21 protein-coding genes are annotated in these 21,830 nt (G+C 68.4%); 5 read left to right on the forward strand and 16 right to left on the reverse strand.

The features are described from left to right. Positions 1-78: 78 nt before the first annotated feature. The gene (locus VK682_RS14070; RefSeq protein ID WP_324782077.1) at positions 79-1,860 is read right to left on the reverse strand and encodes a calcium-binding protein; all 1,782 of its coding nucleotides are present in this window, start codon (positions 1,858-1,860) and stop codon (positions 79-81) included. A 238-nt stretch (positions 1,861-2,098) separates the two neighbouring features. Here VK682_RS14070 and VK682_RS14075 point away from each other — a divergent pair, with 238 nt between their 5' ends. Both VK682_RS14075 and VK682_RS14080 read left to right on the forward strand, forming a co-directional pair. Next, positions 2,099-2,836 carry a response regulator gene (locus VK682_RS14075; RefSeq protein WP_230794211.1) on the forward strand — a complete coding sequence of 246 codons (738 nt, stop codon included), beginning with the start codon at positions 2,099-2,101 and terminating at the stop codon, positions 2,834-2,836. A 131-nt stretch (positions 2,837-2,967) separates the two neighbouring features. After that, a complete protein-coding gene (locus VK682_RS14080) occupies positions 2,968-3,414 on the forward strand; it encodes a globin domain-containing protein (protein WP_230794212.1) in 447 nt (148 codons plus the stop codon). Here the strand turns inward: VK682_RS14080 and VK682_RS14085 are convergent. The 7 genes from VK682_RS14085 to VK682_RS14115 form a co-directional block, all read right to left on the reverse strand. Continuing rightward, the gene (locus VK682_RS14085; protein ID WP_324782078.1) at positions 3,411-5,012 is read right to left on the reverse strand and encodes an ABC transporter ATP-binding protein; all 1,602 of its coding nucleotides are present in this window, start codon (positions 5,010-5,012) and stop codon (positions 3,411-3,413) included. The two genes, VK682_RS14080 and VK682_RS14085, sit on opposite strands and share 4 nt — an antisense overlap. After that, the gene (locus tag VK682_RS14090) at positions 5,009-5,833 is read right to left on the reverse strand and encodes an ABC transporter permease (RefSeq protein WP_089851312.1); all 825 of its coding nucleotides are present in this window, start codon (positions 5,831-5,833) and stop codon (positions 5,009-5,011) included. Before VK682_RS14090 ends, VK682_RS14085 begins: the two co-directional genes overlap by 4 nt. Positions 5,834-5,847: 14 nt before the next feature. Continuing rightward, on the reverse strand, positions 5,848-6,801 hold the full coding sequence (locus VK682_RS14095; protein WP_089851271.1) for an ABC transporter permease: 954 nt from the start codon (positions 6,799-6,801) through the stop codon (positions 5,848-5,850). A gap of 94 nt (positions 6,802-6,895) precedes the next feature. Continuing rightward, complete coding sequence (locus VK682_RS14100; protein WP_230794214.1) at positions 6,896-8,461, reverse strand: ABC transporter substrate-binding protein; 1,566 nt, start codon at positions 8,459-8,461, stop codon at positions 6,896-6,898. Between the two features lie 52 nt (positions 8,462-8,513). Further along, positions 8,514-9,998 (reverse strand): aldehyde dehydrogenase family protein, encoded by a 1,485-nt coding sequence (locus VK682_RS14105; protein WP_230794215.1) that lies wholly within the window; start codon positions 9,996-9,998, stop codon positions 8,514-8,516. Next, positions 9,995-11,170: a mandelate racemase/muconate lactonizing enzyme family protein gene (locus VK682_RS14110; RefSeq protein ID WP_324782079.1), complete on the reverse strand. Its 1,176-nt coding sequence runs from the start codon at positions 11,168-11,170 to the stop codon at positions 9,995-9,997. Before VK682_RS14110 ends, VK682_RS14105 begins: the two co-directional genes overlap by 4 nt. Further along, positions 11,167-12,777, reverse strand: a complete 1,611-nt coding sequence (locus tag VK682_RS14115; protein ID WP_324782080.1) for a GMC family oxidoreductase — start codon at positions 12,775-12,777, stop codon at positions 11,167-11,169. The genes VK682_RS14110 and VK682_RS14115 overlap by 4 nt, the downstream gene beginning before the upstream one ends. A gap of 104 nt (positions 12,778-12,881) precedes the next feature. Here VK682_RS14115 and VK682_RS14120 point away from each other — a divergent pair, with 104 nt between their 5' ends. Next, positions 12,882-13,757 carry a LysR family transcriptional regulator gene (locus VK682_RS14120; RefSeq protein ID WP_089851261.1) on the forward strand — a complete coding sequence of 292 codons (876 nt, stop codon included), beginning with the start codon at positions 12,882-12,884 and terminating at the stop codon, positions 13,755-13,757. Between the two features lie 175 nt (positions 13,758-13,932). Beyond that, on the forward strand, positions 13,933-14,709 hold the full coding sequence (locus tag VK682_RS14125; protein ID WP_230794218.1) for a transglutaminase-like domain-containing protein: 777 nt from the start codon (positions 13,933-13,935) through the stop codon (positions 14,707-14,709). 14 nt (positions 14,710-14,723) lie between these two features. Here the strand turns inward: VK682_RS14125 and VK682_RS14130 are convergent, their stop codons facing one another. The 8 genes from VK682_RS14130 to VK682_RS14165 all read right to left on the reverse strand — a co-directional run bounded on the left by VK682_RS14130 (position 14,724) and on the right by VK682_RS14165 (position 20,509). Continuing rightward, the gene (locus tag VK682_RS14130) at positions 14,724-15,362 is read right to left on the reverse strand and encodes an NrsF family protein (RefSeq protein ID WP_230794219.1); all 639 of its coding nucleotides are present in this window, start codon (positions 15,360-15,362) and stop codon (positions 14,724-14,726) included. Next, positions 15,359-15,901 (reverse strand): sigma-70 family RNA polymerase sigma factor, encoded by a 543-nt coding sequence (locus tag VK682_RS14135; RefSeq protein ID WP_230794220.1) that lies wholly within the window; start codon positions 15,899-15,901, stop codon positions 15,359-15,361. Before VK682_RS14135 ends, VK682_RS14130 begins: the two co-directional genes overlap by 4 nt. Positions 15,902-16,110: 209 nt before the next feature. Further along, entirely contained in the window at positions 16,111-16,566 is a 456-nt protein-coding gene (locus VK682_RS14140; protein ID WP_230794221.1) for a DoxX family protein, read from the reverse strand. A gap of 3 nt (positions 16,567-16,569) precedes the next feature. Further along, the gene (locus tag VK682_RS14145) at positions 16,570-17,319 is read right to left on the reverse strand and encodes an HvfC/BufC N-terminal domain-containing protein (RefSeq protein ID WP_230794222.1); all 750 of its coding nucleotides are present in this window, start codon (positions 17,317-17,319) and stop codon (positions 16,570-16,572) included. Then, the gene (bufB, locus tag VK682_RS14150) at positions 17,303-18,151 is read right to left on the reverse strand and encodes an MNIO family bufferin maturase (RefSeq protein ID WP_230794223.1); all 849 of its coding nucleotides are present in this window, start codon (positions 18,149-18,151) and stop codon (positions 17,303-17,305) included. Before bufB ends, VK682_RS14145 begins: the two co-directional genes overlap by 17 nt. A 60-nt stretch (positions 18,152-18,211) precedes the next feature. Continuing rightward, positions 18,212-18,508, reverse strand: coding sequence for a BufA1 family periplasmic bufferin-type metallophore (locus tag VK682_RS14155; protein WP_380716283.1), 297 nt, complete (start codon positions 18,506-18,508; stop codon positions 18,212-18,214). Positions 18,509-18,625: 117 nt separating this feature from the next. Further along, the gene (locus VK682_RS14160; protein ID WP_230794225.1) at positions 18,626-19,864 is read right to left on the reverse strand and encodes an amidohydrolase family protein; all 1,239 of its coding nucleotides are present in this window, start codon (positions 19,862-19,864) and stop codon (positions 18,626-18,628) included. A 147-nt stretch (positions 19,865-20,011) separates the two neighbouring features. Beyond that, positions 20,012-20,509, reverse strand: coding sequence for a cupin domain-containing protein (locus tag VK682_RS14165; protein WP_230794226.1), 498 nt, complete (start codon positions 20,507-20,509; stop codon positions 20,012-20,014). A 174-nt stretch (positions 20,510-20,683) separates the two neighbouring features. Between VK682_RS14165 and VK682_RS14170 the strand changes: the two genes are divergently transcribed. Beyond that, positions 20,684-21,232, forward strand: a complete 549-nt coding sequence (locus VK682_RS14170) for an AAA family ATPase (protein ID WP_324782081.1) — start codon at positions 20,684-20,686, stop codon at positions 21,230-21,232. Positions 21,233-21,830 lie beyond the last annotated feature (598 nt).

The following is a 21,830-nucleotide window of genomic DNA, read 5'->3' on the forward strand; positions in this document are numbered from 1 at the left end:
GTCCGGTTCTGGCCAAGCCCTTCGATCTGGAAAGCCTGCGCGCCGTGCTGGCCGAACTGGGCGCGCAGGGCGGCGCGGTTACAGGATGAAATCTGCGGCTTCGAAGTCCACCTCGTAGGGATTGCCGATGCCATAGACCACAAGCTGGAAATCGGCCACGCCATCACCATTGGTGTCGCCCAAGATCTTGATCCCGGCGCCACCCAGTTCGGTCCACAGATCCCCGGCGCTGGTGAAGAAGGGCTTGTCGACAGAGAAGCTGAACGCCTGATTGCCCGCCAGCAGGCTGTTGGCATCGATGGAGGAGAGGTCGATCCTGTCCGCTCCGAAGTCGAAGCCCACAAGCTTGTCATAGGTCGCGCCCGCCGAATCCGACGCGGTGTAGAAGACGAAGCGGTCGGCGCCCTCGCCGCCATAAAGCTTGTCCTGACCCGCGCCACCGGCCAGCAGGTCATCGCCCTCGCCGCCATAGAGCAGGTCATTGCCTGCGCCGCCTTCCAGACGGTCGCTGCCTTCCTCGCCCCTCAGCGTGTCGTGGTCGCCGCCGCCATAAAGCTTGTCGCTGCCGTCGCCGCCGTTCAGCGTATCATTGCCGCCAAGGCCGTAGAAGGTGGAGTTCGCCTTGGCGGGCCCGGACCAGCCTGTGTCCTCGATCACGTTGGCCCCGGCATTGCCGGTGCCGGTATGGTGGGAGGCGGTGTCGAAGGTCAGGTTCTCGACATTGGCGGCAAGCGACAGGCTGGTGGCCTTGGTGATCACCGTATCGATCCCGCTGTTCAAGGACTCGAGGATCTGCGCCGTGCTGTCGACGTGATAGGTGTCATTGCCCAGCCCGCCCTGCAGCAGATCCTTGCCGCTGCCGGTCAGCCGGTCATGTCCCGCGCCGCCATAAAGCACGTCGGTGCCTTCGTTGCCGTCGAGCAGGTCGTCGCCATCCTCCCCCCAGAGCGTGTCATTGTCGGTGCCGCCCGACAGGGTGTCCCCGTCGGTGCCGCCATAAAGCCGGTCTTCGCCGCTGCCGCCCTGCAGCGTGTCATGGCCGCTTTCGCCATAAAGCGTATCCTTGCCCTCCTGACCAAGCAGCAGGTCATTGTCCGCCCCGCCATAGAGCACGTCATGCCCTGCACCGGCACTGAGGCTGTCATTGCCCGCGCCGCCTTTCAGCGTGTCCCAGCCCGCGACGGAGGAGATGGTATTGGCCATCGCGTTGCCGGTCAGGACCGAGCTGAAATACTGCGACACCTGCCCGGTGTTGTAGGCCGATCCCGGCGCCGCCACGATCAGGTCTTCGACGTAATCGGCAAGGGTAAGATGGGCACCGGGCTGCACATACAGCGTGTCATGGCCGCCCGCCGGATCCTCGTAGATCTTGTCGGACTGGAAATCTCCGGTGAACACGAAGACGTCGTCCCCGGTGCCGCCGACCATCGTGTCCGCCAAAGCGTCGGCTCCGCCCCAGATCGTGTCATTGCCCGTGCCGCCGGACAGGTAGTTGGCACCCCACGAGCCATAAAGGTCGTCATTGTCGGCGCCACCATAGAGCTTGTCATCGCCGTCTGAGCCGCTGATCGTGTCATTGCCCTCCTCGCCATGGGCCACGAGTTTCCTGTAGACCAGAAGCTTGTGGGAGGACTGCCAGATCCGGTCATCGCCCGCGCCGCCATAAAAGGTGTCAGAGCCCGACAGGCTCCAGATGGAATCGTTGCCCGCACCGCCATAGGCAAGATCATTGCCGTCCAGCGTCTTGATGCTGTCGTTCTTGGTGCCGCCATGCACCTCGTAGTCGAGGTCGATCAGACCGTCCGTCGGGTCAAAGGTATTCGCGACGAAGGGTTCCAGTGTGATGAGTGTCTTTGGCATCGCTGCCTCCTTGGTTTCGGTCCCGGCGTTCTGGGGCCTTTCGCCCGCGTTTCTGCGACGCGGCGGCGGCGGATATGTCGCAATTGTCGCGGGGCCGTGCGGGCTGCCCTGCGCCGCAATGCTGCGACCGGGGCGGAATCTTTGTCGCAATTGTCGCAACGGCGCTGCGGACAGGTGCAAAGCGGGCAGGGCTGGGCTAGCCTTTGCCGGATAAGCAACAGCTTGGGAGGCCTGATCCATGTCCTCGCGCGCAGGCCATCCCCCGCAGGGCGAAAAGGCGCGGATCATCGTCTGCGACGACGATCCCGACATGCGCGAGACGCTGGTGGAATTTGTCGCCATGCAGGGCTATGCCGTGGAGCAGGCCATCGACGGGGCGACGCTGCGCCGTCTCGTGCCGAAGCTGCGGCCCGATCTGGTGCTGCTGGATCTGAACATGCCGGGCGAGGACGGGCTGTCGCTGGCGCGCTGGCTGAAATCCGACCATCACTGCGCCATCCTGATGCTGACCGCCATGGGCTCGCTTTCCGACAAGGTGGTGGGGCTGGAAATGGGGGCGGATGATTACCTGCCCAAACCGTTCGAGCTGGCCGAGCTGCGCGCCCGCATCCGCGCCGTGCTGCGCCGCACGATGAGCCCGGTGGTGGTGAATGGCCGCCCGCCGGAGCGGATGCGCTTTGGCAGATGCGTGTTCGATCTGGCCGAACGCCAGCTTTTTGACGATGCGGGCAATGGCCTGCCGCTGACGGCGATGGAATATGATCTGCTTTACGTCTTCGCCACCCATCCGCGCCGGGTGCTGAACCGCGACCAGATCCTCGAACTCGCCCATAACCGCCAGTGGGATCCCTATGACCGGTCGGTGGACAACCGCATCGCCCGGCTGCGCAAGAAGATCGAGGTCGATCCCGCCCATCCCCGCGTGCTGCGCACCGTGCGCGGCGAAGGCTACATGTTCGAACCCGGCGATCTGTGACGCCACGCGGCGGCTGCGACAATTGCGACAGGGGCACCTCCCGCGTGACACGCAGCAGGGCAGCAGCCCCGCCTATACCGGACCGCGCAGGGGGCGCATCCCGCGCCCCGTCCCGGTCCGGAGAAATGCCGATGACCCCTGATGACATCCGCCTCGTGCGGCACCATTTCGCCGCCCTGTCCGGTCAGGAGGAGGCGTTTTCGGCGGCCTTCTACGGCCACCTCTTTGCCCTCGCGCCCGATCTGCGCGCCTATTTCCCGCGCGACATGACCGATCAGGGCCGCAAGCTGATGGCGGTCCTGCATTTCGCCATGGCCCATCTGGACCGGGCGGAGACGCTGGCCCCGGCGGTGATCGCGCTGGGCGCCCGCCATGCCGAGTATGGCGTGCGGCCCGATCAGTTCGCGCCGGTGGGGGCGGCGCTGCTGCAGGTGCTGGAGCAGTGGCTGGGCGCCGCCTTTGACGCCCGTGCCCGGCAGGTCTGGACCAGCCTTTACGGCGCGCTGGCCGATCTGATGCGGCAGGGCCTGCTGTCTGCGGCCCCCCGGGCCGCGCGTCTGGCCAAGGCCGCGCCCTAGCGCACGCGGGACAGCCAGTCCGGATCCATCTGCGGCACCGCATCCAGCAGGCGGCGGGTATAGGCCTGCTGCGGGCTGTCAAAGATCTGCTGGCGCGGGCCCTGTTCGACGATGCGGCCCTGCTGCATGATCACCACCTGATCGGCGACGGCGCGCACCGTCGCCAGATCATGGGTGATGAACAGCAGCGTCAGGTCAAGCTCGTCCTGCAGGCGCATCAGCAGGCGCAGGATGCCTTGCGCCACCAGCTGGTCCAGCGCCGAGGTCACCTCGTCGCAGATCAGGAATTTTGGTTCGGCGGCCAGCGCGCGGGCAATGCCGATCCGCTGTTTCTGCCCCCCCGACAGCTCGGGGATGCGGCGGTCAAGGAACTGGCCGGGCGGCATCTCGATCAGATCAATCAGCTCGCGCACCCGCGCCTCCAGCGTGCGGCCAGACAGGCCACGGCAGAACCGGGCAGGGCGGGTCAGGGTCTCGCGCACGGTGTGGCGGGGATTCAGCGCGGTATCGGCCATCTGATAGATCATCTGGATGTCCTGCAGCAGCGCGGGATCGCGGCGGGCATAATCCGGCGGCAGCGGCTGGCCCTGCCACAGCACCTCGCCCGAGACGGGGGGCAGCAGCCCCGCGATCACCCGCGCCAGCGTGGTCTTGCCCGAGCCGCTTTCACCCACCACCGTCGTGGTGCGTCCGGTGGGCAGGCGGACCGACACGTCCTTCAGCACCGTCACCTCGCCATAAGCTGCGGTCAGGTCGCGGCATTCCACCAGCGGCGGCGTGTCGGCGGGCTTTGCCGGACGCTCCAGACTGCGCACGGCCCAGAGCGAGCGGGTATAATCCTGCTGCGGGTCGGACAGGATTTCGCGGGTGCGCTGGGTTTCCACCTCGCGCCCGTCGCGCATCACCATCACGCGGTCGGCCATCTGGCTGACCACGGCAAGATCATGGGTGATGTAGATCGCGGCGGTGCCGAAATGTTCGACGATGTCGCGCATGGCGCCCAGAACCTCGATCTGGGTGGTGACGTCCAGCGCGGTGGTGGGTTCGTCGAACACGATCAGATCGGGGCGGCAGGCCATGGCCATGCCGGTCATCGCCCGCTGCAGCTGGCCGCCCGACAGCTGATGCGGATAGCGCAGGCCGATCTGGTCGGGATCGGGCAGCTGCATCTGGCGGAAGAGCGCGATCGCCTCCTGCTGCGCCTGCGACCGGGAGGCGGTCTGATGCAGCACCGGCGCCTCGGTCACCTGATCCAGCACGCGATGCGCCGGATTGAAACTTGCCGCCGCCGACTGCGCGACATAGGCCATGCGCCGCCCCAGCAGCCTGCGCAGCTTCGCGGGCGACAGATCGGTCAGCGTGACCCCGTCAAACCGCACCGACCCGCCGGCAAAGCGCACGCCGTCGCGCACCACGCCCATGGCCGCCAGCCCGGCAGAGCTTTTGCCCGCGCCGCTTTCGCCCACCAGCCCCAGCACCTCGCCGCGCCGCAGCGTCAGATCGAGCCCGTGCAGGATCACGGTGGGGGATTTCACCGGCCCGGCTTCCAGCCGCAGGCCGCGCATTTCCAGAAGGGGGGTCATCGGGGTGTTGTTCATGTCTTCAGCCCGCTGGCGCGATGCAGCATCCAGTCCACAATGAAATTGATCGCCACCGTCAGCAGCGCGATGGCCCCTGCCGGGATCAGCGGCGTCACGTCTCCGAAGGTGATCAGCGTCGCGTTGTCCTTGACCATGGATCCCCAGTCCGCCGTGGGGGGCTGGATGCCGATGCCCAGAAAGGACAGCGCCGCGATGAACAGGAACACGAAGCAGAAGCGCAGCCCGAACTCCGCGATCAGCGTGGAGGCGATGTTGGGCAGCACCTCGCGCCGCATCAGCCACAGCGTGCCTTCGCCGCGCAGGCGGGCCGCCTCGATGAAATCAAGCCGCACGACATTCATCGCCGCCGCCCGTGCCAGCCGGTAGACGGGCGCGATGTAGATGAAGGCGATCACCGCCACCATGTTGGGGATCGACGCGCCGACGATGGCCAGCATCATCAGCGCAAGGATCAGCGGCGGCACCGCCATCACCACATCGATGGCGCGCGACAGCAGCTGGTCGGTCCAGCCGCCGCGCAGCGCCGCCAGCATACCCAGCACCGACCCCGCGGCAAAGGCCATGCCGGTGGTCAGCATCGCCAGCCCCACGGTGTTGCGGGCGCCGAAGATCATGCGCGACAGCATGTCCCGGCCCAGATTGTCGGTCCCGAGCGGATGCGCGGCGCTCCATGGCTGGAACTGCGCGCCGACGATCTCGGTCTCGGCATAGGGGGCGATCCACGGCGCGCCAAGCGCCACGACGATGGTCAGCGCCACCACGGCCATGCCGAACCATGCGGTGGGCGGGGCGGATTTCAGGGTGGTCGTCACGGTCATCACATTCATCTCGATCAGCCGCGGCGCAGGCGGGGATTGGACAGGATCGACAGGATGTCGGCCAGCACGTTCAGCGTCACATAGGTTGCGGCAAAGAACAGCCCGACCGCCTGCACCACCGGCAGGTCGCGGCTCGACACCGCATCGACCAGCAGCTGCCCCATGCCCGGATAGGAGAACACCGCCTCCACCACCACGACGCCGACGATCAGATAGGCGAGGTTCAGCGCCACGACATTGATGATGGGGGCTGCGGCATTGGGCAGGGCATGGCGCAGGATGATCCGCCAGCGCGGCACGCCCTTCAGCCGCGCCATCTCGATATAGGGGGAGGCCAGCACGTTGATCACGGCGGCGCGGGTCATCCGCATCATATGCGCGACCACCACCAGCATCAGCGTCAGCGCGGGCAGGAAACAGCGATAAAGCGCGTCGCCAAGCGACTGCGCCTCGTCGATGCGCGCCAGCGTCGGGAACCAGCCCAGCTGGATCGAGAAGACGAGGATCAGCACATAGGCGACAAAGAATTCCGGCATGGAAATCGCGCTGAGCGCGCCGACATTCACCCCCCGGTCGAAGATGCCGTTGCGCCAGAGCGCCGCAAGCAGCCCCAGCACCACCGCGACGGGCACGGAGATCACCGCCGCATAGCCCGCAAGGAACATCGTGTTGGCCAGCCGCTGCGACAGCAGATCCGCCACCGGACGGCGCGAGGCCAGCGAATTGCCCAGATCGCCCTGCATCACGCCGCCAAGCCAGTTCAGGTAGCGGACATGCGGCGGCAGGTCGAGGCCAAGCTCCGCCCGCCATGCGGCAAGCGTGTCGGGGGTGGCGGACTGGCCAAGGATCTGCTCGGCCAGATCGCCGGGCTGCAGTTCGATCCCGACAAAGATCAGCGCCGAGACGAGGAACAGCGTGACCACGCCCAGAACAAGGCGCTGCAGGATCAGTTTGGGGACAGGCGACATCGGGTGTTCTCCGCAGGCCGCCCGGCCAAGGACTGGCACGGGCGGCAAGGTGGTGTCAGGGCGACCGGATCCGGTCGCCGCCATGGGGCTGGCGTCAGGCCATCCACCACCGCTCGATGAAGCGGACGCTGTCGAGATCCCACATCTCCGAGATCTGTTCCGGCATCTTGATGCGGGTGCTCATGGCCGAGACATACTGCCCGAACGCCGGGATCAGCGCGCCGCCATCGGTCTGGCACAGCGACTGCATCTCGGCATACATCTCTGCCCGGCGGTCCTGATCCAGTTCCGACCGGGCGCTGACCAGCAGGTCGTTGAAACGCGGATTGCTCCAGCTTGTCTCGTTCCAGTCGGCTTCTGCGGCATAGGCCGAGCTGAACATCAGATCCGCCGTCGGGCGCCCGCCCCAGTAGCTGCAGCAGAACGGGCTTTTCAGCCAGACATTCGACCAGTAGCCGTCATCGGGTTCGCGCGAGACGCTGAGGGTGATATTGGCCGCGCGCGCCGCCTCGCCAAACAGCACCGAGGCATCCACCGCCCCGTTGAAGGCCGCGTCAGAGGTCTGCAGCGTCACGTCAAGACTGTCGAGCCCGGCCTTGGACAGGTAATGCTTGGCCTTGTCCGGGTCATAGGCGTGCTGTTCCAGATCGGCATTGTAAAACCGCATGGAGCTTGCGATCGGGTGGTCATTGCCCACCGAGCCATAGCCAAGCAGGATCTTGTCGACGATGGCCTGCCGGTCGATGGCATGTTTGAGCGCCATGCGCACGTTAACGTCGTCAAAGGGGGCTGCGGTGACGTTCATCGGCATGGTGTAATGCAGCGTGCCGTTCTGGGTATGCACGCGCAGGTTGGGATTGCGCGCCATCAGCGGCAGGGTCTTGAGGTCGGGCCGGTCGATCAGATCCACCTCGCCCGTCACCAGCGCGTTCATCCGCGCCGCAGGGTCACCGACCTTCAGCAGCACCACGCGGTCGAAATGCGCGCGGCCCTGCTTCCAGTAATCGTCGCGGCGGACCAGTTCGATCCGCACCCCCGGCTCGAAGCTTTCGATGACATAGCCGCCGCTGCCGATGCGGCTGTCGGGGTCGATGCGGCCGTCCATGTCCTGACGGATGGTCAGGTGATAGTCGTTGAGGATCAGCGGGAAATCGGCGCTGCCCGCCTTCAGGTCAAAGATCACCACCTTGTCGCCATCGGCGCGGATGTCGGAGATCTGGTCCAGCAGGCTCTTCACGCCGGATTTCGACTCCTCGCCCATATGGTGCCGGATCGACGAGATGACATCGGCCGCCCGCACCGTCTTGCCATCGGAAAAGGTTGCATCGTCGCGCAGCCGGAAGGTCCAGCTGGCGGCATCGGCGCTTGGCTCGAAGCTTTCGGCAAGATCGGGCTGGGCGGTGCCATCCGGGCCGATCTCGACCAGCGTGGAAAACACCGCGTAGCTGATGGCGAACATGAAATCGTTGGAATAGGTGGCGGGATCCAGCGAGTCAGAGCTTTCGCCCTGCGTGTAGCCCACCCGCAGCGTGCCGCCCTTCTTGGGCGTGCTGTCCTGTGCGCGGGCCGCACCCGGCAGACCCATGCCCAGCAGCAGGCCCCCGGCGGCGGCCCCTGCCATGAAATCGCGGCGCGAGGCGCCCCATGTCGAACTGGTCATTGTCAGATCCTCCTCTGTGTATGTGTGGCGGCGGCCCCGTTCCGGGGCGTTCTCAGACCGCAAAAGCGATGGATTTGGTGCGCGTGTAGGCCTCCAGCCCTTCGAGCCCCTTTTCGCGGCCAAAGCCGGATTTTCGGTTGCCGCCAAAGGGCAGCTCTATGCCGCCGGCCCAGTAATCGTTGATCGCGATCTGGCCGGCGTCGATGCGGCGGGCCGCCTTCAGCGCCGTCGAGATGTCCGGCGTGTAGATGCCGGCATTCAGCGCAAAATCGGTCCCGTTGGCGAGCGCTACGGCCTCGTCGATCTCGTCAAAGACCTGAACCGTCAGGACCGGCCCGAAGATCTCTTGTCGCACTGCAGGGTCGTCGGATGCAACACGATCAAGGATGGTGGGGGCATAGAACCAGCCCAGCCCGGTTTCGGGATCCTGCAGGGCATGGCCGCCGGTCACGATCTCGAGCCCGCGATCGCGCGCGGCATCGACATGGGCCGCCACCCGCGACAGGTGCAGCGCGGAATTGATCGCGCCCATGTCGGGATTGCCCAGCCCATGCCCCACGCGCAGCCCGCGCGCACGCTCCACCAGCCGCGACAGCACCTCGTCATGCAGCGAGCGGTGCAGGATCAGCCGCGATCCCGCCGAACAGATCTGCCCCGAATTGGAAAAGATCGCCCAAAGCGCGCCTTCGGCCACCTGATCGGCCTTGGCATCGCCAAAGGCCACCAGAGGCGACTTGCCCCCCAGTTCCAGCGTCAGCCCGGTGACATTGGGGGCGGCGGCGCGCATCACGTCGATGCCGGTATCCACCGACCCGGTAAAGGTGACATGCCGGACACGCGGATCGCGGACCAGCGCCGCCCCCGCCTCGGCGCCGGTGCCGGTGACCACGTTGACCACCCCCGCCGGAACCCCCGCCCGCACCAGCAGGTCGGCGAGCAGCAGCGCGGTAAAGGGCGTGGTTTCGGCAGGTTTCACCACGGCGGAACAGCCCGCCGCCAGCGCCGGGGCGACGCCGCGCACCAGCGTGGAGGTGGGGTAGTTCCACGGCACGATATGGGCGGTGATGCCCACCGGTTCACGGCTGGTGAAGGCCACGGTCGCCCCGCCCAGATCGGGGCTGCGCCCGTCAAGCTTGTCGGCAGCACCCGCGTAATATTCGAAAAGCCGCGCCGATCCCGCGATGTCGCCCTGCGCTTCGGCAAGGGTCTTGCCGCTGTCGAGAGATTCCACCACCGCCAGCAGATCGGCCTCTGCCCGGATCAGCATCGCGACGGCGTTCAGGATGCGGCAGCGCGTGGCGGGGGGCGTGTCGCGCCAGACCGCAAAGCCGCGCTCCGCCGCGCTCAGCGCCCGGTCCACATCGGCGGCGCTTCCGGCGGCAAAGCGGCCCAGCACCTGCGCGCGGCCCGGATCAAAGCTGTCCATCTCGGCGCCGTCGAGCGCGGGATGCAGCGCCCCGTCGATGAAATGCCCCTGCGGCAGATGGGGCAGGGTGCCGGTGGTGCGATAGGTGTGGATCAGATCGGCGGCGGTCATGAAGGAGCCTCGCTGCTGTGATAGGTGGCGCGGGCAAGGAAGTCGGCGGAGATTTCCACCCCCCAGCCCGGCGCGTCGGTGACCGTCAGATGACCGTCGGTCACGGTGTAGGGATCGTTGCGGAACAGCCCCTCCTGCCACGGGTAATAGTCCGGTCCCTCGATGGAGAATTCCAGATAGCGTCCCGGATTGGGCACGGCGCGCAGCAGATGCAGGGTGAACAGCGTGACCAGCGACAGGTTGGCGGCATGGGGCGTGCAGGACAGGCCCGCCGCATCGCCCATCCGCGCCACCTGCATGGCCCGGATCATGCCCCCGACATAAAGGATGTCGGGCTGCACGATGTCCACCGCGCGCAGCGCGATCATCCGGCGCCAGTTGACCAGATCCCAGTCCTGTTCGCCGCCCGCCACGTCAAGGTCCAGCGCGGCGCGGACACGGGCGGTCTGCTCCATCTCCCAATAGGGGCAGGGTTCCTCGAAATGCTCGAAGCCGTGATCCTGCAGCAGCCCGCCCACGGCAATGGCGCGCTCCGGCGAGAAGCCGGAATTGGCATCCGCGAGCAGGCTCGCCTCTCGCCCCATGGCGCGGCGCAGCGCGGGGATGATCGCCTCGGTGCGGCCCGGCCATTCGTCGCGGTCATGGCCGCATTCGGCCCCCACCCGCACCTTGAAGGCGTCAAAGCCGTGGCGGTCGCGCAGCGCCTGCATCCGCCGCGTCTCCTCCTCGGGGGAGATGTCGCGCCGCATCGAGGAGGCATAGGCGCGCACCCGTCCGGGCGTGCCGCCCAGCAGGGTGCAGACCGGCAGGCCCGCGACCTTGCCGCGCCAGTCCCAGACCGCCGTGTCGAGCCCGGCCATGGCGCGGCACAGATAGGTGCCGGGGTATTTGTGTTCGCGTTCGGGGATCTGCGCGATGACCTCTTCCAGCGCGTCGGTGCCGCGCCCCAGCGCCCAAGGCGCCACCTGCCGGTGCAGCACCTGACAGGTGATGTCGGCATTATAGGGCGACACCTGCCCCCAGCCGGAGGCACCATCCTCGGTGGTGACGCGCACGAAGCCCACCAGCGGCGTGGTGAAGGTCTCGATCCGGGTCAGGCGCGGGCCGGTATCTTCGGCGCCGGGGGCGGCGCGCAGCGGGACCGCGCCCGAGGCGGAATAGGGCTGTGTCATGCGTCCTCCAGAATCATGTCGGCGGCGCGCCATGCGACCATCATCGTAGGCGCGTTGGTGTTGGCGGAGGTGAGGTTGGGAAAGACCGACGCATCGACCACGCGCAGCCCGCCGATTCCGTGCACCCTGAGCCGGGGATCGACCACCGAATCTGCGGCGCAACGCCCCATGCGGCAGGTGCCCACCGGGTGAAACACCGATCCGCTGCGGTCGCGGAAATCGGCAAGGATGGCGGCATCGTCCATGCCGCGCAGATCTGCGCCAATGGGTCCGGCGATCAGCGGCGCCATGGCCGCGCTCTGCATGAAGCTCTGGCAGAGCCGCCCGCCCGCGATGACGGCGGCGCGGTCTTCGGCGGTGGCAAGGCTGCCGGGCCGGATCAGCGGCGCATCGCCGGGATTGGCCGAGGTGATGTCGATGCGGCCCCGGCTGGTCGGGCGGGTGGGCGAAAAGCCGATGATGAAGCCCGGAAACGGATCGGGATTGATCACCGTCCGCGTGCCCTTGGGCGTGGTCGTATAGGTCACCGGGTTGAAATAAAGCTGCTGGTCGGGCCGCGCCAGCGCCGGGTCAGAGCGGAAATAGCCGCCGCACTGGTTTACCGACAGCGCCAGCGGGCCGCGCCGGGTCAGCAGATATTGCAGCCCCGCCCGCAGCTTGCCCGACAGCGGCGCCAGCGCGTTGTTCAGCGTGGGTTCGGTAGCGCGGTACAGATAGCTGATGCCCAGATGGTCCTGCAGATGCCCGCCGACATTGGGATTGTCGTCGAGCACGGCAAGCCCCGCCGCGCGCAGCGTCTCGGCGGGGCCGATGCCCGACAGCTGCAGCAGCCGGGGCGAGGTCACGGCGCCTGCCGCCAGCAGGATCTCGCGCCCCGCCCGTGCCTCGGTCACGCGGCCATGGCGGGCATAGCGCACGGCGACGGCGCGGCGCTGTTCGATGCGCAGGCCCTGCACCAGCGCGCCGGTTTCCAGCCGCAGGTTGGGGCGGCGCAGGGCAGGGCGCAGCATGGCGCGGGCCGAGGAATGGCGCTGCCCGCGCCGGGTGTTGATGCGGTAGGCGGCAGCACCTTCGGCATCGGCGGCATTGGGATCGTCGCAGGTGCCAAGCCCCAGATCGCGCGCGGCCTCGAAGAAATGCCGGGTCACCGGGTGGATCTGGTCCGACACGTCCTGCACATGCACCGGGCCGCTGCCCTGCCGCGTGCCGTCCGGGGCCACCTGGGTTTCGATCTGCGCATAGGCGTCGCGGACCGCGTCCCAGCCCCAGCCCTCGGCGCCAGAGGCCTGCCAGTCGTCAAAATCCTCGGGGCGGCCCCGCGCGTAAAGCATCGCGTTGATGGATCCGGACCCGCCCACCACGCGACCGCGCGGCCAGTAATCGCTGCGCCCGTTCAGCCCCTCGTCCGGGGCGGCGCTGTAGCGCCAGTTGACGCGCGGGTGATAGAAGGTCTTGCCATACCCCAGCGGCATGGTGATCCACGGCAGGTGGTCGCGGCCTCCGGCCTCCAGCAGCAGGACCGAATGGCGGCCCGACCGGCTCAGCCGTTCGGCCAGCACGCAGCCTGCCGATCCGGCGCCCACAATGATGTAATCGTACTGCGTCACATGGTCCCCCTGTTGTGCCGCCAGTGTGACAGTTTGACGGCGGAAGGGGCTAACGAATAATAATTTGCCTCAGTATCGAAATTTTTCGCAGAAGGGTCCGCCCCATGTTCAACGATCTGCCGCCCCTGCCATGGCTGCGCGCGTTCGAGGCCAGCGCCCGGCTGGGCAATTTCACCCGCGCCGCGTCGGAACTGAACCTGACCCCCTCGGCGATCAGCTATCAGGTCCGCGCGCTGGAGGCGCAGCTGGGTCAGCCGCTGTTCACCCGGCACCGGCGGGAGCTGCACCTGACGCGGCTCGGGCAGAGCTACCTGCCGATCGTGACGCAGGCCTTTGCGACGCTGAACAATTCCACCGCCGGGCTTTTCGGCAAAAGTCATACGCATACGGTCACGCTGCGCTGTCTCAGTTCGCTGACCATGCTGTGGCTGCTGCCGCATCTGCAGAGCTTCCACCTGACCCATCCCGAGATCTCGCTGCGGCTGCTGTCGACCTCGTGGTCCGAGGATGCCGGGCGCGACGGCATCGACATCGACATCCGCTATGGCGACGGCACATGGACCGATGGCACGGTCTCGCGGCTGATTCAGGGCCGGGTGCTGCCGGTGTCGACGCCCGCGCTGGTGGCGCCCGCCGCCGAGATCGCGACCCGCCCCCTGATCGAGATCACCGGGGTTCTGGACAGCTGGGAGGAGTTTTTCAGCTGCCATGTCCCGGATGTGGACCTGCCGCCGCCCGCGCTGATCGTGGACCAGTCGCTGATCGCGCTTGATTACGCCGCCTCGGGGCGCGGCTATGCGCTGGTGGCCGAGGTGTTTGCCCGGCCCTATCTGCGCGACGGGCGGCTGGTGCCCGCCTGTCCGGAAACCCTGCCCGAACGGCTGGGGCATCACATCGTCATCCCGCACAGCACCAACCTGCACCGTCCCGAGGTGGCAGCCATCGTCGCATGGCTGACCGACTCCGCGACCGAGGCGTGACGGAGCCGGTCTGTGGTGCCCTCAGGCCCGGTTCGCCGGTTGTAGCGCGGCTGAGGAACGGTTAGGGCACGGGCCATGACCTGCGCGGCCCGTCACGCGGCGGCAGGACGCTCCGGATCCGCAACGCAGGATCCGCCGAGGCGTCGCAGGCAAATGTCTGGCAATAGGAGACTTGATGCGCATCCAGATCGACGTGGCCCTGCATTACCGGTTCCAGCGGTCCAACACCGTCTTTCTGGCCCTGCAGGCCGGACAGACCGAGGGGCAGAGGCTCGTGCAGGAGACGCTGGATCTTGGCACGGCCGATGTGACCCGCATCACCGGCGATGCCGGGGTCGGCGAACGGATATGGGCGCGCGTGCCGGGCGACGAGATGCGTCTGAGCTATCGCGCGCTGCTGGACATCACCCGGCGCAGTCAGGTGCTGGACCAGCTGCAGGCCGATCCGCTGCATCTGCTGCCCGGCGAGGCGGTGCCCTATCTGCGCCCCTCGCTTTACTGCCAGTCCGACAAGTTCGTGTCCTTTGTCGAAAAGCGCTTCGGCGGGCTTGGCGGCGGCGCCAAGATCAGCGCCATGCGCGACTGGATCGAGGCCGAGCTGGCCTATGTGCCGGGCAGTTCCGATGCCAGCACCACGGTGCTTGAAACCTTTGCCGGGCGGCAGGGGGTGTGCCGCGATTACGCCCATCTGATGTGCGCGCTGGCGCGGGCGGCGCAGATCCCGGCGCGGATGGTGGCGGTCTACAGCCCCGATGTGACACCGCCGGATTTCCACGCCGTGGCGCAGGTCTGGCTCAGCGGCGGCTGGCATCTGGTCGATGCCACCGGCATGTGCCGCGCCGACACGATGGCGGTAATCGCGGTGGGGCGCGATGCCTATGACGTGGCTTTCATGGAATCGCAGGTGCCTGCGGAAATGCTGTGGCAGTCGGTGCAGGTGTCCCGCGTCTGAGCGGCGGGCCTGCGCTACCAGCGCAGGTGGCGGTGGCCCAGCCACGCGCCAAGCGCGCTCGCAAGGCAAAGTGCCAGGCCATACCAGCTGACATAGAACAGCGGGGAATCCTCGGTGCAGTGCAGCGCATAGCCTGCGGCGGTGCCCGCGCTGGCGGCAAGCCCGGTCAGCGCGCCGGACAGCACCGGACGGGTGGGCGCGCCACGGCGCAGCAGCGCCAGTCCCGCCGCCAGCGGCAGCAGCGACAGCGTGACGACGGAAATCAGGCAGGCCAGCGCGGTCTGCCCCATCAGGTCGGGCAGCAGGCGCTGCGGCGGCAGGTCGATCAGCCGCGCCGCAAAAAGCCCTGCGGCCAGCGCCACCGGCACCAGCAGCGGCCAGAGCGGCAGCCGCGCGCCCGGCCGCACCGAGACCAGTGCCAGCGGCAGCGCCAGCCCCGCCAGCGCCAGCGGCAGCAGCGCCTTGGCGGCGACCACGGGCCGCGCCATCGCCCCGGGATCGGGGCGCAGGCCGAACAGCGCAAAAAACAGCGCCAGCCCGGCAAGGATTGCACCCGCCACGGCCAGCGCCACCAGCGCCGGACGCAGCGGCGCGGGGGCGGGGCGGCGGGCCAGATCGCGGATGAAAGCTTCGGTCGGCGGGGAATTGGTCATCGGTTCATCCTTTCGGCAAGCTGTGACAGGCGCTTCAGCGCGCGGTGCAGGGCGACGCGCGTCGCCCCCGCGCTGAGCCCCAGCCTGCCGCCTGCTTCTTCGGCGCTGTCGCCGTCCAGCGCAATGGCCCGCACCAGCGCGGCGGAGCGGTGATCGATCTGGTCCAGCAGGCGGTCGGCATCGCGCGCGGCAAGCGGCGTGTCGGGCATGTCCTGTTCCAGACTGTCGGCGTAATCGTCAATGGGCAGATGGATCGCGGCATTGCGGCGCCGGAACGCATCCACGATCTTGTAGCGCGCCACCGCGTAAAGCCACGGGCGCACCGGCGAGCCCTGCCGCCAGCTGCCGCGCTTGAGATGGATGGCCAGCAGCACCTCCTGCAGGATGTCCTCGTGCTGATGGGCGGGCAGGGCGGTGCCGCGCGCCCGGATCAGCGCGCGCAGGCTGGGCGAGATCTCGGTCAGGAAGCGGGCAAAGGCCGCGCTGTCGCCCGCATTGGCGCGGGCCAGAAGGGTTTCCCAGCTGGGGTCTTTGTCCAACCCGGCCTCCCGCGCCCTGCGTGCTGTCGCGGGCAGGCTAGCGCGGTCGGCGGGAGTCGCGCAATCTGCCATGCGCGGGGGCGCGTAATCAAGGATGCGCGGGGGCGCGCAATCGGGGATGCGCAAGGGGGCGCAGTCCCGAAGACGCGGCGGCGCGGAGTCCTGCCTGCGCGGCGGTGCTGCGGCGCAGGCGACACAGAGCGCGTCCATCACCGCGGCCCGCAGCCCCGGTCAAGCCGCAGCGCATGATCCAGCGACCAGCGCCCCGGACCCATGGCGACCAGCGCCAGCAGCGCGGCAGCCCAGAGCCCGTGGGTGACCCACGCGCCGGGATAGACGAAGATCTGGATGACCGCCGTCATCGCCAGCAGCCCCAGCGCCGAAAGCCGCGTCAGCAGCCCCGCGATCATCAGGATCGGCAGCAGATGTTCGGCAAAGGTGGCCAGCACGGCGGCGATCTGCGGCGGGATCAGCGGCAGGGCGTATTCCTGTTCGAAGAGATACCATGTGCTGTCCTTGATCGAAAACAGCCCCTCCACCTTGGTGCGTCCGGACTGCCAGAACACCAGCGCCGGAAACACCCGCAGCGCCAGCGCCACGGCATCGCGGGGGATCGCGCCCGCCAGCGCATTAAACCGGCCAAGCGGATGAAGCAGCATGTTCATGGGTCAGACCTTTGCATCGACAAGCGCGCCGTGGCGCATCAGTTCGGGAAGGGTGCGGGCGGGGTCAAACCCGGGATCGGCGGCATGGGCGCGGGCGGCGGCCTCTGCCAGCGGCTGGCCCTGCACCAGCGCCTCGATCAGCGCAGCCTCGCCCGCCGTCACGGCGCGCAGCTGCACCTCATAGCCCGGATCGCGCAGGATCAGCGCGATCTGCGGGCCGCGCGCCAGCGGCAGATCCGCGCCGCCGGGCTGGTTGCGCGCCCAGATCGACACCGCCGGATGTGCCAGCCGCAGCAGGATCAGCGAGGGGTGCAGCCCCAGCCGCAGCGTCTCGGGATCCGCCCCCGCCAGCCGGGCGGGGTGCAGCGGGGCGGCATCGGCGGCGTGAAAGGCGCGGCCCCGCGCATGTTCGATCCGCGCCACGTCGCCCATATAGGGATAGGCGGCAAGCGGCGGAAATCCTTCCAGAAATTCCGGAAACTCCGCGCCCCATTCGGCGGTGACCGGGCTCTGCGGGCGGTGGGTTTCCGCAAAATGCCGGGCCAGAGCCGCAAAAAACGCAGGCCCCACCAGCCGGGCGATCACCGGGAACCGCGCCGCCAGCGCCGCGGTCAGGCTGACGGTGACGTTGTTGCGATAGACGGCAAAGCGCCGCTCGGCCTCGGCGGGGGCGCGGGCAGTCACGCCGGGGGGCAGCGCGCCGCCGCGCAGCGCCGCGTCGAACCGGGCCAGAAACTCAGGATGCGCGGGCATGGCGGACAGCCTCGCGGAGCAGATGGTCGGCCCGCGCCGCCTCGGCGGCCAGCACCGGCCAGTCGGGCAGGTCATTGTCCCATTCCACCAGCGTCGGCAGCGGGCCGGTGCGGGCGATGACCTCGGCGTAAAGCGTCCAGACCGGATCGGCCACCGCCGCGCCATGGCTGTCGATCAGCAGCGGGCCGGAGGGCAGATCCTCTGCCGCGTGCCCGCCCAGATGGATCTCGGCCACCGCCGCCAGCGGAAAACCCGCCAGATAGGCGCGGGGATCGGTGCCGTGATTGGTGCAGGACACAAAGACGTTGTTCACGTCCAGAAGCAGCCCGCAGCCGGTGCGCCGCGCAAGCTCGGCCAGAAACTCGGTCTCGGACAGGGTCGACTGGTCGAACAGCACATAGGTCGCGGGGTTTTCCAGCAGCATCCTGCGGCCCAGCCCCTCCTGCACCTGATCGACATGGGCCGCGACCAGATCCAGCGTCTCTGGCGTATAGGGCAGCGGCAGCAGGTCGTTGAGATAGTCGGCGCCATGGCTGGACCATGCCAGATGTTCGGAAAAGCTGTCCGGCTGGTAGCGGTCGCACAGGGCGCGCAGCCGGGCCAGATGCGCGCGGTCAAGCCCCTGCGCGCCGCCGATGGACAGGCCGACCCCATGGATCGACAGCGCATAAGCCTCGCGGATCGCGGCCAGCTGCACATGCGGCAGCCCGCCCGCGCCCATGTAGTTTTCGGCGTGAACCTCGAAAAAGCCGACGCGGGGCCGGTCGGCGCGGATGGCGGCGAAATGCTCGGGCTTGAACCCGACACCTGCCGCGGCGGGAAGGGCTGTCATGGCGCTGCTCCTGCGGGGGGTGGGGGCTGGGGCGCGGAGCCGATCCGCGCCCCAAGGGGATCAGGCCGGGATGTCGCGGGTCAGCGGCTCCAGCGAGCCCATGCGCGCCATGCCGTCATCACCTGCGGGCAGGTCCATGGTCATGCAGGTGCCTTCGGGAACCAGCGTCCATGCGTTGCCCTGATAATCCACCTTGGAGGTGCCGGCACAGGTGGTTCCGGGGCCAGCCGCGCAGTCGTTCTTGCCGGCAAGCGACACGCCGTAGCATTTTTCCATCGCCTGAGCGTGGACCGGCGTGGTGGCCATGGCGCCAAGCGCACAGGCCAGCGAAGCGCCAAGGATAAAGCGGGGGGTCATCGCGGTCATGTTCATCTCCTTGTCAGACCAGAAGGACTGTCTGCTGCCCTTCACTAGGCAATTCGCAGGACAGGGCCTCGGCGTTACAAGGATCGCGGTTTCGTGATCGGTTGGCGGTCAGCGCTGGCGCAGGATCTCGGCGCGGGGCTGGTCCAGCACCAGCCGCCCCGCCTTCCAGACGGCGCGCACCGGGGCGCCCATGCGCACCGCCATGGCGGGATCGGGCGCATCAAGCAGCACGATGTCTGCGGGTGCCCCGGGGACCAGCGCGCGGTCGCGCCCCATCAGCGCTGCGGGCGCGTCGGTGATCATGGCAAAGGTTTCGGCCATCTCGGCATCCGAGGCAAGCTGCGCGATATTGGCGTAAAGCCCCGCCATGCGCAGCAGCGAGCCATCCCCCAGCGGCGTGAACGGGTTGAGCACGTTGTTGGTGGCCAGCGTCACGGTGACGCCCGCGCGCGCCAAGGCCAGCGCCGGGGCCAGCCCGCGCGGACGCAGGCCCTCGGGTCCGGGCTGGCGCCCGTTCAGGAACAGGTCGGTGGCGGGCAGCACACAAAGCGCCACGCCCGCCGCCTGCATCTGCGCGGCGATGCGGGCCACCTCGTCCGGGGGCAGGGCACCGAGCTTGGTCGCATGCCCCACCGACACCCGGCCCGCCATGCCCCGGGCGCGCGTCTGGGACAGGATTTCGGGCAGGATCGCGCCTGATGGGTCAAGGTCGAAATCGGCGTGGAAATCCACCGCCACCCCGTGCCGTTCCGCCAGATCGAAGATCTGCGTCACATGCGCTACCGGATCGCTGTCGGTATAGGGGCAGCCGCCCAGCAGATCGGCGCCCTCGCTCAGCGCGGCATGCAGCAGATCCAGCGTCTGCGGCTCCTGCGTCAGCCCCTCCTGCGCGAAGGCGCAAAGTTCGAGGTCGATCACATCGGCATAATCGGCGCGCAGCCGCGCCAGCGCGTGAAAGGACCGCAGCCCGGCGCGGGGATCCACCTCGACAAAGCTGCGCATCACCAGCGTGCCATGGCGCACGGCGCGTTCCAGCAGGGCGGCGGCGCGGGTATAGACATCTTCCTCGGTGAAGGCGGCCTTGGCGGTGGCGGTCAGTCGCACGGCCTCGGCCAGCGTGCCCTCGCAGATCGGGCAGCGGTCAAGGATCAGCGCCTTGTCCAGATGGATGTGGCTGTCCACAAACCCCGCGCAGGCCAGATAGCCGCCGCAGTCGCGCCGCGGCAGGTCGTCCTCCAGCGCGCCGGCACCCGGTCCCCGCTCCACGATGCGGCCCTGCGCGATGCGCAGCGACTGCGGCCCGCTTTCGCCCGCAAGGCGCAGATTTTCCAGAATGAAGTCGGTCATGGTTCTGGCTCCGGTGGGGCGGCGCGGCGCCGCGGCTGCTGGTCGGGGCCACCATGGCGCGCAGGCGGGGGGAAGGCAAATGCCGACCGGGCCGGGTCAGGCCCGAGCCTCAGACGTGCCGCGGATCCGGGCAGGGGCGGAAGCGCGTCACTCTCCCTCCCAGTAATCGACCGCGTCTTCCTGCAGGAACGAGGCCGCGATTCGCCGCGCCGCCTTGTCGCCGCCGGGGGCTGCCCCGGCAAAGACGGTGATCTTGCCGCTGTCGGGATATTCCATCACGTCGGGTTCGCGCATCGTGCTGATCGCGAGATAGCACAGGGGCTCGTCCCCGGTGGCGGTCAGCTGATGCGCGGTCTCGGCCCCACCCGCCGGGCAGACCGCCACCATGCCCGCCGCGACCGCATGGGTTTCGGGGCCAAAGCGCAGCGTGCCGGTGCCGGACAGGATCACGAACATCTCGTCATTGGCGTGATGGCTGTGGAAGGGCCATGCCGCCTTGCCGGGCGGCACCTCGACCAGCCGGGCGCCCAGATGGGTCGCGCCAAGCGGTGCCGCGATGGCGGCCATCGCCGCCTCGAAACGGGTGCCATGGTGCTGCGGCGACAGGGTCAGATCGGTCAGGCGGATCACGGGGGACTGGGTCATGGTCAGGGCCTCCTGTCCGGCAGTGAGCACCGGTGGCCGCGTTTTGGCAATCGCGAAATCGGGGCGCGTCCGCGCAGCCTTGACGGCGGGCTGTGGAGAGCCGATGCTGTCCGGGCTTCCGGCAGGGCACCCCATGGCGCCGGCGGCAACCTCCCCCAAAGCACAGGCAGAACCATGAGCGCGCGGTTTTTCGTCATCACCGGCGGCCCGGGATCGGGCAAGACAGTGCTGATTTCGGCGCTGGCCCGTCAGGGTCTGGCCACCATGCCGGAGGCGGGGCGGGCGATCATCCGCGACCAGAGCCGGATCGGCGGCAGCGGCTGGCACGGGTCGGACCGCCGCCTTTTCGCCGAGCTGATGCTGCAATGGGAGTTGCGGTCATGGCACGACGCACAGGCGCTGGAGGGGCCCGTGCTGTTCGACCGGGGCCTGCCCGACGTGGTGGGCTATCTGGAGCTTTACGAGGGCGGTGCCCCCGGCCACATGCACCGCGCGGCGGAGCAGTTCCGCTATCACGGCACGGTGTTCTTCGCCCCGCCATGGCGGCAGATCTTCGCGCAGGATGCCGAGCGGCGGCAGGATTTCGATGAAGCCGTCGCCACGTCGGAGGCGCTGCAGCGCGCCTATGCCGCCGCGGGCTACAAGCTGCTGCCCCTGCCGCTGGCCCCGGTCGCGGAGTGGGCCCGCGTGGTGCTGGACCATATCGCCCGCGCCACAGCCTAGCGCCGCGCAATTTTTTCCCGCGCGGTTGCAGGGATCCCCGGGCCCATAGGCGGCATCGGCACTCGGCCAGGTATGGTAAACCCGGCTCGACAGGGTGGCGGCGCCTTTCCTACGGTCCCGCACATGGCAATGCTTTTCATCACGGTTTCCAACCTCCACCCCGCGCCCGCATCGCGGCGCCTCAGAAGGCGTTGGCGCCGCTCTGCACCATCGGCCCGGTGTCCCTCGGTGGTCTGGCCTGTGGACGTCTGTCCCCCTGCCACGGGTGTCGGGCGGGCCGCTGGGGCACCCGCAGCGGGCGGCGCAGGGTCAGTCCCCCGCGCGGCCCGTTCCTGACCCGTCCACCCTCCGACGGCACCTGCCGCGCGCCCGCAGGGGCTGTGACCTTCCCCCAGTCTTTCCCTTACCAAACAGGATCTTGAGATGAGGCAATTCCGGATCGGTCAGGCGCTGGCTGTCCTGTGGCGCGGCGCGCCCCGGCCTCTGTCATGGGGCGCCGTCTGTCGGGGCGGGGCCACGGCATGACGGGGGCGGGCTGGTCGATCCTTGGCACGCTGTCGCGCCTGCGCGGGCCGTGGCGGGGGCGGCAGTTCGGCGA

The sequence above is a fragment of the Salipiger marinus genome, assembly GCF_035481585.1.
In the GTDB taxonomy this organism is placed as follows: domain Bacteria; phylum Pseudomonadota; class Alphaproteobacteria; order Rhodobacterales; family Rhodobacteraceae; genus Salipiger; species Salipiger marinus.